Annotated in this window: 11 protein-coding genes; 6 read left to right on the top strand and 5 right to left on the bottom strand. The window is 58.6% G+C overall.

All coding sequences use genetic code 11. From position 1 onward, the window contains the following. The first annotated feature begins 729 nt into the window (after positions 1 to 729). The 4 genes from ACO08A_RS17460 (at position 730) to ACO08A_RS17475 (ending at position 4146) form a co-directional block, all read left to right on the top strand. Positions 730 to 2142, top strand: coding sequence for a pilus assembly protein TadG-related protein (locus tag ACO08A_RS17460; RefSeq protein WP_422037248.1), 1413 nt, complete (start codon positions 730 to 732; stop codon positions 2140 to 2142). After that, positions 2142 to 2711 (top strand): TadE/TadG family type IV pilus assembly protein, encoded by a 570-nt coding sequence (locus ACO08A_RS17465; protein ID WP_422037249.1) that lies wholly within the window; start codon positions 2142 to 2144, stop codon positions 2709 to 2711. The genes ACO08A_RS17460 and ACO08A_RS17465 overlap by 1 nt, the downstream gene beginning before the upstream one ends. A 7-nt stretch (positions 2712 to 2718) precedes the next feature. After that, entirely contained in the window at positions 2719 to 3291 is a 573-nt protein-coding gene (locus ACO08A_RS17470) for a TadE/TadG family type IV pilus assembly protein (protein WP_422037250.1), read from the top strand. A 507-nt stretch (positions 3292 to 3798) separates the two neighbouring features. After that, positions 3799 to 4146 carry a hypothetical protein gene (locus ACO08A_RS17475; RefSeq protein ID WP_422037251.1) on the top strand — a complete coding sequence of 116 codons (348 nt, stop codon included), beginning with the start codon at positions 3799 to 3801 and terminating at the stop codon, positions 4144 to 4146. 301 nt (positions 4147 to 4447) lie between these two features. On the opposite strand, the gene ACO08A_RS17480 is transcribed toward ACO08A_RS17475, so the two are convergent. The 3 genes from ACO08A_RS17480 to ACO08A_RS17490 all read right to left on the bottom strand — a co-directional run bounded on the left by ACO08A_RS17480 (position 4448) and on the right by ACO08A_RS17490 (position 6196). Then, entirely contained in the window at positions 4448 to 4900 is a 453-nt protein-coding gene (locus ACO08A_RS17480; RefSeq protein ID WP_422037252.1) for a hypothetical protein, read from the bottom strand. Beyond that, positions 4897 to 5484: a TetR/AcrR family transcriptional regulator gene (locus tag ACO08A_RS17485; RefSeq protein WP_422037253.1), complete on the bottom strand. Its 588-nt coding sequence runs from the start codon at positions 5482 to 5484 to the stop codon at positions 4897 to 4899. The genes ACO08A_RS17480 and ACO08A_RS17485 overlap by 4 nt, the downstream gene beginning before the upstream one ends. A gap of 139 nt (positions 5485 to 5623) precedes the next feature. Then, complete coding sequence (locus tag ACO08A_RS17490) at positions 5624 to 6196, bottom strand: tyrosine-type recombinase/integrase (RefSeq protein WP_422037254.1); 573 nt, start codon at positions 6194 to 6196, stop codon at positions 5624 to 5626. A 316-nt stretch (positions 6197 to 6512) separates the two neighbouring features. Between ACO08A_RS17490 and ACO08A_RS17495 the strand changes: the two genes are divergently transcribed. Next, a complete protein-coding gene (locus ACO08A_RS17495; protein ID WP_422037256.1) occupies positions 6513 to 7721 on the top strand; it encodes a porin in 1209 nt (402 codons plus the stop codon). A 966-nt stretch (positions 7722 to 8687) separates the two neighbouring features. Continuing rightward, the gene (locus tag ACO08A_RS17500; RefSeq protein WP_422037257.1) at positions 8688 to 9254 is read left to right on the top strand and encodes a hypothetical protein; all 567 of its coding nucleotides are present in this window, start codon (positions 8688 to 8690) and stop codon (positions 9252 to 9254) included. Between the two features lie 52 nt (positions 9255 to 9306). Here the strand turns inward: ACO08A_RS17500 and ACO08A_RS17505 are convergent, their stop codons facing one another. After that, on the bottom strand, positions 9307 to 10266 hold the full coding sequence (locus tag ACO08A_RS17505; RefSeq protein WP_422037258.1) for a 2-hydroxyacid dehydrogenase: 960 nt from the start codon (positions 10264 to 10266) through the stop codon (positions 9307 to 9309). After that, positions 10263 to 11972 (bottom strand): gamma-glutamyltransferase, encoded by a 1710-nt coding sequence (gene ggt / locus ACO08A_RS17510; RefSeq protein ID WP_422037259.1) that lies wholly within the window; start codon positions 11970 to 11972, stop codon positions 10263 to 10265. Before ggt ends, ACO08A_RS17505 begins: the two co-directional genes overlap by 4 nt. Between the last annotated feature and the right edge of the window lie 76 nt (positions 11973 to 12048).

A 12048-nucleotide genomic window follows, 5' to 3' on the forward strand; every position in this document is an offset into this window, starting at 1 on the left:
GCTTGTCCGGGCGGCTTTTGCGGAAAAAGTGGGCCAGGTACCTGGATATCGGCGAATCAACAACCGGTTCATTCGTGCGTGTCGGAGCGCCGGGGCTGCGCCGATGCGTGCGATTATCGTGTTCCGTTTTCTGCGGGAACCAGGTGGTGGGGCAATTCCGCGGCCTCCGCCATCAAGTTGCGCAAACGACATACCTGAATCGGCAATTTGCATGTTATCCGATGCAGCCAACCGGTTTCGATGGCGATGCGCCCGTCAGGCCTTCTGCCGGTGCCGGGAAGACTTTTTCTGCATAGATCAAGCGTATGCATTGCAGGTTGTGTTTTCTTCAGGCGTAAGCAAAATGAACTAGAACTCCTGAACGAAAGCTTAAGCGTCTTTCCGAACTCAGCCCCCCGAATGACCCTTGCGGGAGCGTGTTTCTCTGCCGGAAACATTGCAAGTGACTGAAAAAAATCGCGAAAACTTCAGCATTTCAGAAGCTTACCCTCGCATGGTGATCATGTCGCGGAGTGCAAGCCTCAGGATGATTTTCAGTGAGCGTATGAATACAATGAGGTAAGTTACTTGAAATTAGGATATTATTAATCAATTTATTTTGTTTTGTTTTTCAGGATTGATTTTTAATTCCATTAATCGACTTTTAATGTAATAAAAGTAAGAGTTATATTACAGGCGTTGAATGGGGTCTTCATCTGTACTTGGCAATACAATGCTGGTGAGATTGAGATGGCTCCATTTGCGAATTTTGCGCCGCGACTGGCACGGTTTCGTCGTGATGATTCCGGCAATGTCGCGATTCTGACGGCGCTTTGCGCCCTGCCTTTGATCGTTGCGGCCTGCGGCAGTGTCGATGTCCTGCGAATGACATCGACGCAGGAGCGTTTGCAGATCATGCTCGATTCCGCGACCCTCGCTGCCGCCGCGCTCTCGCAAAGCGGTGACATGGAAGATGTCGTCGATGCCTATATGGACGCCAACCTGCCGGACGGCACGGCTTGGAACACGCTTTCCTACACGACCAAAGTGCTCGAGGACACGGAGAGTTCCAGGGAGCTCGAAGTCACGGCGAGCGTTACCCTCAAGACGCCGTTCCTGTCGCTGATCGGCATGAGTTCCCAGACCGTGAATGCAAAATCGGTTGCCGTGCAGTCGCAGACCGATATCGAGATTTCCATGGTTCTGGACATTTCGTCTTCCATGAGCGGTGCAAAGGTCGCCGATCTCAGAAGCGCATCCAAGTCTTTCATTGACCTCATGCTGGCCGGCGATCTGGTCGATCACACCTCGATCAACCTGATCCCGTTCGGCGGGACAGTGAATATCGGCGCGGATCTCTTCGACGAACTGGCCGTCCCGGTTGCGTCCGATTCCTCCAACGTCGACCCGAGCGATGTGAATTATGCGCCGGCAGACACTATTCCGCATTCGGTTTTCAGGTTCACACACGGCAACACCTGCATCGAATACACGAACAGCGACTACAATCTTCTGGCCATCCCGTCCGGGTCACGGCCCCAGGTGCCGAATTTCACCCGGTACGGGGCGAAGAACGACTGGTGCCCGAGATCCGATACAGAAGCGCTTTTCAATTCCAACAGTGCATCCGATCTGAAAGACCGGATTGACGACATGACCCTGTCGGACGGCACGGGTTTGGACATCGGTGTCATGTGGGGAGCGAAAGCGCTGTCCCCCAGCCTGAAGGGCGACCTCGGTGGGGATTTCACCGACCGCCCCGCGGACTTCGACGATGATGGCACGATGAAGGTCGCGATCATCATGACCGATGGGGCGATAACCGGGCAGGATCGTCCGGTTTCGCCGGCGAGCGCAGAAAAACCGCACATATTGAATAATGCAGACCGTCAAAAAATCGTTGTCGGGGGAGGAACTGATGTCGATTCCTCAACGTCTTACAACGCGACCGCCTATTTCAAGAGAATCTGCGAGGCTTTGAGAGCCAACAGCGTCGTTGTCTATACGATCGGGTATCAGATTGCAGGCGGATCCGATCCGGATACCCTCATGAAATATTGCGCAAGCACGCCGAGCAACTACTATCACGTCGACGCTTTCGACCTCGACAGCGCTTTCAACGGCATTGCGGCGTCGATCAACAGCCTGAGGATTTCGGGCTGATGCGCGGGCGCGGGTCATGGCGGGGCAGGCGGGGGCTGTTCAGGGCGCTGAACCGTGACCGGGCCGGCGCGACCGCCGTGGAGTTCGCGCTGCTGGCACCCGTCTTCTTCGCGATGCTGTTTTCGCTGTTCGAAGTCGGGCTTCTGCTCACCCGCATGGCGATGGTCGATCATGCCGTCAATGTGGTTTCCAAGCAGGTTTATACGGGGGCAGTGTCGGCGGGCGTCGCGGATGGATCCATCACCCAGGCCGACATCGAAGCGGCTGTCTGCGGCGTGACGGCGGACGTGATACCGAACTGCACAAACGAAATCACGGTCGAACTCACGGAGATAACCTCGATGTCTTCCCTGCCGACCAGCGATGCGGCGTGCCGGGATTCCACGCTGGAACTGACGCCTGCCGTTAGTTTCAATCCTGGGGTGGGCAACAGCATCGTCTTCATGCGCGTCTGTCTGACGGTGGATCTGTTGACCCCGGGGCTCGGGTTTGGCCTGAACCTTGCGAAGACGACCAACGACCGCTTCGAGCTGATCTCCTCGACAGCTTTCCTGAACGAGCCATTCTGACATGTCCATGAACACGCTTTTCTGGTCCAAATCCTTCTGGCGCGACTGTGGCGGTCTAGCCGCCGTCGAATTTGCGCTCGTGTTTCCCTTTCTGATCCTGGTCCTGATCAACGTCGTCTCGTTCTATGACGGGTTCAGAGGCGACAAGACCCTGTCCAAGGTCACGGGGGTTGTCGTGGACCTGGTCACGCGCGACCGGGGCTCGATCGACGACGGTGACTTTGACGAGCTGGTTGCCATCGGTGAAGCGCTTGCGGGCAAATACTCTGTCAATTCGGAGTTCACCGTGGTGGTCGCGAGCATCCGCAACATTTTCGATGTCGACGAGGACGAGGATTTCGAACTCGTGTGGAGCCGCAGCAACGTGGACGAAGCCGTACTGGATCAGGCAGATCTGGATGAGCTGGATCTTCCGGACATCGGGGAGGGCGAATCCGTCATTTATGCCATGGTAAGCGCTGAATATACGCCGATGCTCATCAACGAGCTTATCGGCACTTTCACGCTCAGCGACAACCAGGTGAGACGTCCGAGGTTTGTTGCCGAGGTGACCTGCGAGAGCGACTCCGGCGCGTGTTGACGGCTTGGATGCGCAAAGCAGGTGCAGTGGCCGGAAACGCCCGAGATGTCCGTTAAGGGGTGCTTGCCCTGGCGGGGTTCTCGCTGTGTCGCGTGTTTTCATTCAATGCTTGCCTTGAGCTGTTGTGCTCGGCAGACACCTTTCTTTGCCCGGCACACTGCTTTTGCTTCAGTCAAACGGGATGGCGTTTGCGCAAAATGCGTAATCGTTAATTTTTGTTCATGAATTCAATGGGTTTCCTAAAGATTTCGTAAACCACCTTTTTCGGTTCAGGCATAACAGCGCTCTCCGTGCGTGTGCACATAATATGTATCGTCAGGTTTAGACGATTGGATTTGGAGTCTGCGCGTGCCCGATGATCGGCGGGCATTAAGGAGGATGTTTCGGCAACCTTTTATTCAAGGACTTGGTTGCCGGGTCAATCATCCCGGTCAATCAAGGAAAAGCTGCCTTGGGGTGTGATTCTGATCCGGGTATGCAGGCGTTGTGGTGTAAGGATTGATGAGAATGATTAGCCGGCTCCTTAAAAGCCTCGCGAATTCCAGGTCTTCTTCCTACGTGTTCTCGACCATGATGAACGCCCGGCCCGGCAGAGATGGCGACTTCGGATGTGGCCAAAGGGGTGTTTCTCAAGACACGCCCGGTATCTTCTCCGGCATTGTGACGCTTCCGTCTGCACATGCAAAAACGTCAAACGACGCCGTGCTTGAGGCGTGGCGCAAGGAATTGGGAACCGCGCCAAAGCACAATAACGGCAATGGCGACCTCCATTTTCTGCTGCTGAAGAACTTTCTCTACTGGGGTTCCGTCGCCTTGAGCCTGTATCTCATCTTCACCGTTTTCAGCTTTTTCTGAACACCTCCTGACGTCCTTTTTCAGGTTCGTTCTTTTCCAGATGAGCCCTCTGGCGGACAAGGTTTCTCGGTTCCAAAGCTTTCCGAAGTCCGCCATCCCAGCGCCCCAGCAGGACTGAATTGCGCCCGAACATCGCGCGCGGTGCTTCGCTGCAGCCGGGCAGGCCGGGAGCTCGACACCGCGAAAGTGATCAGGTCCCCTTAAATTTTCCGGCCGTTGGCTTTTGCAAGGCGTTTCAAGTGTAACGCCGCGAACCGGGCGGTTCGGCTGAAGTCCGGATGTGACGGTTTGTGCGCCCCGGTCACTGTGACCGGCGCATGGCGTAGGCAACCAGGTGAACGGCCACGAACATCTCAAGCCAAGCAAGCGGCAAGGCGACCAGCAGAACGCCGGGTGTCGCCAGGTTCATGTTGAAAAGGCCAAGCCAGAGAATGACAAAAATTCCGGCCCAGATGCCGGTGGCGATCCTGAAGATGTTTTTCGGCGAACCGCCCAGCCGCTCGAGCGCGAGTACGGCGACCAGGGTCACGGCAATCACCAGGATCGTGTCCCAGACCCCCCAGATCAGAAACACAGATACGCTCATCGGCGCGACATCGGGCAGCGTCGGGAGTGCTTCCTGCATCATCGGTCTTACGAAGACGAAATACCTGAACACCTCGGAGAGGTTGATCCAGACGAAGTTCAACAAAATGGCGAACCCTATCGTGCCGCCATCCGATTGCGCGGCCTGCAGCCTGCCTGGGAGATTCACTTGAGTGCTCCTTTCATCAGGGACAAAAAGGTGGTTGCGACCCGGCGCAATTGCTGCGCGTCCGAGGTCACGCGCGACAGCGACCAGAGGCCAGTGGCAAATACGAGGACGGTTTCTGCGAGGTGCCGCGACCGGCGGACCGACAGACCGTCTGCCGAGTTCCTGATTGCGGACGCAAATCCCTCCAGGAGACGCGTGTTGTGTGCATCGACCTTGATTCGGACGTCCGCGTCGTGCGGGGCGACCTCGGTCGCCGCGTTCGCGACAAGACAGCCGGGGCCGGGCAGCCCGTTCGCTTCGGCGAGCGAGATCTGGTGTTCGAAATAGGCCGCAATGTCTTCCAGCGTCGCGGTCCTTTTCTCGACCCGTTCGAAAGCCGGACTGACGATCGATGTCCGGTAAAGGTCGAACGACTTCAGGAACATGCCTTTCTTTCCGCCGAATTCCTTGTAGATCCCGTGGCGGCTGACCCCCGTGGCGTGCACCAGATCGTCCATCGATGTCGTGTGGTAGCCGCCCTGCCAGAAGGCATTGAGGGTTCTGAGGGCGAGCGTCTCGCTGTCATAAGTTCGGGGCCGTGCCATTTCCATAAATTACAGAACGTTCGTTCTGTAATCAAGGCCGATCCTTTGCGCGGCGGTTTTGATGACCTGGAAGCAAGTTGCATTTTGCCGGAGCAAAGCGGCGGATCCATGCGCAGTGCCACGGTGACATGTGCGCCACTCACGACCACATGCGCCCGGCGAATTCCATCTCTTCCTTGCCGACGGCATTGGTGTAGATGGCGGTGGTTTCGATCGAGGCATGACCCATCCATTTGCGCAGCATCGTCAGGGGGACACCGCAGCGGAGGGCGTAGACGCCATACCCGTGCCGGAGCCCCTTGGGGGACGCCTGGGCGCCGGAGATACCGGCGGCCGTCATCACCTTCTTCACCCAGCGATAACCGGTGATCCGGCAGACCGGACGGTCCGGATTCTCCGGCCAGAGGAAGCTCTCGCCGGCGCGGGCGTCCATCAGCGCGGCGAGGGTACCGGTCAGCACCGGGGGAATCGGGATCTCCCTCACGTGGTGCCTGTCGCGCTTCTTCAGGGTTCGGATCGAAACGAGGTGGCTCATCGTGTCGACTGCTTCCGACGTGAGCACAAGGGCTTCCGACAGCCGGCATCCGGTATGCAGGAGAGTGAGACAGAGGGCCTTTTGCGGCAGGCCCTGATCGTTGGCGACGGCGATGAAACGCCGGCGTTCTTCCGCGTTGACGTAGAGCCTGCGGTTGGTCTGGTCGTACAGCCGCATTTGCGCAGGCTGCTGATTGCACAAGGAGGTATTCATAAGACTAACACACCCATTCTCAGTCGTGTTTCTTTTCTGCAACACTATTATTCATATTGTTACAGTCAGAAATACTCAGCGAATTTCAGCGGTTAGAAGCGGCTGACCAAATGACTACTCAATTTTACCGGGGTTGACAAGCGCAGCGTCCTGCTAATTTCCTGCGTTTGTACAAAATGAATAATTTTGTTGCATCCCGGAGTTCGGAAAACCAGGCAAGACCAGCATTTCATCGGTTCCAGGAAGTGGGCAGCTGACCCCTTTCGAGGAGAATCTTTAAATGTCTGGAATGAAATTCAAAACACTCTTGCTTGGTGCGGCAGCGGCAGCCGCTGCCGCCACCGCACAGGCAGCCGACCTTCCGGTCGCTCCGGAGCCGGTTGACTACGTTCGCGTCTGTGACGCCTACGGCTCGCGCTTCTATTACATCCCGGGCACGGAGACTTGCCTTCGCGTAGGTGGTCGTCTGCGGACGCAGTTCGTTGTGAACAATGTGATGGATGACGGCGACTGGGCTGACCGTGGCGAAGATGGTTACACTTGGCTGACCCGCGGATACGCCTATCTTGATGCGCGGACTGCCACCGAATTCGGAACGCTACGTGCCTATGTCGCTCTGCGTATGCAGATCGAGAACGGCGCCAGCGGCTACAAGCTGGATGCCGGCTATATCCAGTGGGGTGGCCTTACGGCCGGTTATCTCGCGTCCAACTTCAACATCTACACTGGTCAGGTTTATGTGGGTGTCGTCACGCGTGATTGGTCCGACGCGTCGATGAACCAGATCGCATACACGGCGGCATTCGGTGATGGGTTTTCTGCTACGATCGCTCTTGAGGACCGCACTGCACGCGACGTAAGCTTTACCGATGCTGATGGCGACGCTTCCGTCGGTGGGACACGCGTTCCCGATCTGGTCGCGGCACTTGGTGTCTCGCAAGGCTGGGGTTCTGCACAGATTTCCGGTGCGCTTCACCAAGTCTATCCTGACTCGACTAGGAATGGCTTCTTTGGAGGTGGTGTAGATGCCTTGGGCTGGGCGATCGGCGCGGGTGTGAATGTCAATCTGCCGTTCGCAAACTCCGGCTCCAACGTCTATTTCCAGGGTTTCTATGCTGATGGCGCTCTGTCCTACATCGGCAACGGCATCACAGGCCTTACAATCGGCGACATCGGCTACATCTCCGATGCGACGGATGGCGATACAAATAGTGGGTTTTCACTGTCTTCCGGCGTCTACCTTCAGGCGACACCAACCGTTGGTTTGGCAGTCGATGGATCTTATGCGCGAATCGACATGGAGTATGCTGGCCTCATGGATGACGCCACATTCGAACGCTGGGCAATCGATGGCTCAGTCGTTTGGGAGCCTGTTTCAGGTTTCGGTATCGGTGCTGATGTTGGATATTCCAACTCCAGCGTGGATATCGACGGTGTTGATGACCTCGACGAGCTCCTCTTCGGTGTTCGCATGCAGCGGACCTTCTAAGGTCAGCACAACAACAAGTTCTGGCTGAGACCTCCAAAAATTTCAGTCAGTCAACGGCCCGGCTTTCTCCAAGTTGCCGGGCCGTCCCCCTTTGCAGATCTTGTTGCGCAAACTGGTGTAACAGTGCGTTCAAGACCTGTGTTTTCTATGCCGCTGCGGATGGGAGCGGCTAAATTCTCAATCCACATCAACGGACCTGTCCGGGCAATCGTCTCCGGTTGAGCCGGCTAAAGGTGCGCCTTGCAGATCGAGCGCAGACCCTTGCGCATGAACCAGCGATGGCAGGGCGGAAAAGGACCTGCCCGGTGGGCGGCATGCTTTCAGGGGTGGGGCGATTTCGTCCGAGGGATCAGGTGGTGCGCGTCAGACCCATGGTCCGGGGCCCAAATTCGGATACCTGGTTCCCGGCTGCCTGTTGTCGTCGGGAAGACTGAGGGTGCGTGATCCGGACAACTGCCCCGGAAAAGACGTCCTGTGCGTTTCGTGCGCCCCGCCGACAGCACCGGAAACAGGATTTGCCGGTTGCCGGCCGCCAAAACAGCCGCATATGTAGCAATCTCCGAAGTTCTTGTTGTCTGGGTTTTCGCGTTATGCTGCGCTAAACGTGCATCTTTTGCGCGGGTACTTCGTTTTCGCACCATCAGGGAAGCAGAGAGGAAACCGAAATACGTTCGGTTTCTGCATAACACTTCGCTCTCTAAAGTTTGTATCAATTAGGTGTTGCTCAGACACCATTGCCTTGACGCGAACGCATCAGTGATTTGAGCGCGGGTAGTCGATGCCCGGGATGCATGAAGAGCTGGTGCTGAACAACAAGCATGGAACCGTCGTCCCCTAATCGGAAACGGACATATCGCTCGGCTACCTAACACACTCTGCGCCGAGACAACTGCAGTCAGCATTGCTTCAACCCACAATGCTGACTGCATTTTTCTTTCCGAAATCAGAAAGTCCGTCAAAACCACCATGACAGTGCCGTTCAAACTCGTTTGCCAGAGATCGCCTGAAAGCCGGATCTGGCCGATGCTGCTGCGCGCATGTGCGCAGGCGGGCGTGCGCCCAGGCCAAGGGCCTGGCAAGTGGACGGGATTGTCGCTGCCGATGTGGCGAATCGACTGCGCTGGTTTTCTCGTGCGCGGGTTTGCAGTGCTGTTCCTGACTGCGTCCGCGTCACTGGCCGGGACCTGGCAAGAAACAGATGTCCCCGCCTATGCGAAGTCAGCGGAAATCCTCGCAATCGGAAATGACGGTGCGTTCTATTCCGTGAGTTCGAACAGGCACGGGTTTTTCTTTCAGGTCTTGCTGGAAACTTACAGGTTCGAAAAGGTCGACAGTGAGGGTCGAACCGGCGGGCTGCTCAGGCGGCAGAACGTGGTGTTCCTGGCCGAAAGCTGCGATGGCTACACGGCAGATGCGTCGGGCCGCTGGTCACTAGGCGCGGGAGGCAAGACCTACAGGCTGACCGTTGCAGGCGGTGAGGTCACGACCTTCCATCTTCTTTCCGGTGACCCGGACCCGCGCCATTCGTGCTGAGCGCCGGTCAATCCAAGGGCCCACGACCGCAGCGCGGCGGCTTTTCAGGCGCTCATACCACGACATCCCGGTCCGGCGGTTCACGGCCTTCGTGGAGGGCAAGCAGGTTGCCGATCATTCGCTTCACGGTCGGTTCGAACGTGTCGGCGGAGACGGCCGCAATATGCGGCGTGTTGATCGCCGTCTCCAGCCCGATCAGGGGATTGTCCACCGGGACCGGCTCCTCCATGTAGACATCGCTGGCGGCACCGCGCAGGTGGCCGGATGTCAGGGCGTCGGCGAGGTCCGCCTCCACGACGATACCGCCGCGCGCAACGTTCACCAGTAGCGCGCCGGTTTTCATCAGCGCGAGCGTGCGCGCGTTGATCATTCCGCGTGTGTCGTCGGTGAGCGAACAGTTCAGGCTGACGACATCTGCACGGGCGAGAAGGTCCTCAAAGGATGTGAACCGGACACCAAGTGCGGTTTCCGTCTCCGCGTCCTGACGTGTGCGCCCGCAATAGAGGATGTCGCAGCCGAAACCGCCGAGCAGGCGGGCCAGCGCCTTGCCAACATGCCCGAGCCCTACGATCCCGACCGTCTTGCCGGACAGGCGCATCGACGTCGCACCGAGCTCCGACTTGAGCCAGTGACCTCCCAGAACGGCGGTGTGCCCGCGAACGAGATTCCTGTTGAGGGCGAGGATCAGGCCGAGCGCTGTCTCGGCCACCGACACGGCGTTGGACCCCGTCGTGCGCAGGACGCGGACGCCGTGTGCCTTTGCAGCATCGCAGTCTATGTTGTCATAGCCGACGCCCCATTTGTGGACGGCGCGCAATCCGGGCACTGCCATCATGTCTGCGGTCACGGGAACGTCCGCGGTGATGGCAAAGCTGGCCCCTTCAAGAGCCGCGGTCTGATCCGCCGGCGCACGGGAGACCGCGTTCGCCAAAAACCAATCGTCCGGTAGATAGCCGGCAAAGCGTTTCAGCCGGTCTTCGGAAACGGGATCTAGAATGACCAGGCGGATCACGGTCTGGCCTCGCTGCTGTCCGTGCCCGGAGTACCGGCGTCGTCGTCATCAGGGGCCTTGTCCGGCCAGAAGCGGACGCCGGGACGAGCCAGGCCGCCGCCGATGCCCATTGCCGTTCCGTCCGCGCGCCAGCAGGCGGCACCGGTCACGCCGTTCTCTTCGAAGCCGATGGCATTCATGCCGCCGCCGATATGCGGGACGACTTTCACGTCGTGCCCGGCCTCTGCAAGCCCTTCGGCCATCGGTGCGTATGGTTTTTCGATTTCCACTTCCTGCCCCTGGGTCCATATCCGCGGTGCCTCGACAGCTTCCTGCAGGCTCATGCGGTGATCTATGAGGTTGACGATCGCCTGCATCGCGGAGGGGAAAATCCTGAGACCGCCCGGAAGACCGAGCGCGAAGCGCGGCGTTCCGTCCCGCGTGACGATCATCGGCGCCATCGACGTCGGCACGCGTTTGCCGGGGGCGATCGAGAGCGCCCGGCCCGGATGTGGATCGTAGTTCATCATGTAGTTGTTGGGAATGATGCCGGTTCCCGGCACCATGATCCGCGCGCCGAAAAGACCGTTGATCGTGTGCGTGGCGGTGACAATGTTGCCGTCCCTGTCGGCAACGGTGACATGCGTCGTGTCCGCGCTCTCGGGATAAGGAGCTGATTGTGGGTTGCTGCCGAGGCGCGTGCGGCAGTCGGAGGCATAGTCCTTCGACGTCAGACGTTCGACAGGAACGTCGACGAAATCAGGATCTCCGGAAGCGGCGCGCCTGTCTTCGAAGGCAAGCGTGATCGTGCGCGCCAGAAGATCCAGCGTTTCGACGCTGCCGAAGCCAAGCTCCGACATGTCGTAGGCTTCCAGGATGTTGAGCATCTGGACGATGTGAACGCCCGACGAGGCCGGCGGAGGCGGGCCGACGATCTCAAAGCCGCGATAGGTGCCGGTGATGACCTCACGTTCAACCGGGCGGTAGGTCCTCAGATCATCCTGCGTCACCCATCCGGCATCCGGTCCGCCGGTTGCGAGGCGCTCGGCCAGTGCAGCGCCGAGCGCGCCGCCGTGAAGCGCAGCGGCGCCTTCCTTTGCGATCAGCCGGAGGCTGTCGGCATAGTCGTGCATGAAGATCCGCTCACCGAAACGCGGTGGGCGCCCTTCCGGCATCAGGACCCTGGCGCAAGCGGGATCCTTGCCGAGATCGTCCTGGAATTCGTTCACGGCACCGCTGAGATAATGGGTTGCCAGAAACCCCCTGCCAGCAGCGCGAATGGCCGGCTCGACAAGGTCTGCAAAGGACAGTTTGCCATGGGATTCATGCAGGCGGCACCACCCGGCGAGATTGCCGGGAACGGCGACCGCCGACGGACCGACCGTGTTGCGCCGGTCCTTCACGTCCATGTGGTTCGGCGGCGTATCCGAGACAGGCTCGTATATCCCGGCATGCATGTCCTTCGCGGCGCAGGCGAGCGCATCCATGACGACATGCGTTCCGTCCTGAAGGCGGACATGCGAAAGCCCGCCGCCGACGATGCCGACCATCATGGGCTCAACCACGGTCAGGGTCAGCAACGCGGAGACGGCGGCATCAATGGCATTGCCGCCCGCTGCGAGCATCTCGGTTCCGGCGGCCGTTCCGAGCGGATGGTTGGTCACGACCATGCCGATGGAACCGGAGGCGGGGCGTTTTTCGCAGATAAAGGGGAGGGGACGAGCCATCAGTTTTCCATTCGCGGGGCGTGCATGTGCAGGTTAGCTGCAGGTGTACGGAACCGCCACAAGGGAATCGGTATCT

The sequence above is a fragment of the Roseibium sp. genome (assembly GCF_965232425.1).
Taxonomy (GTDB): Bacteria; Pseudomonadota; Alphaproteobacteria; order Rhizobiales; family Stappiaceae; genus Roseibium.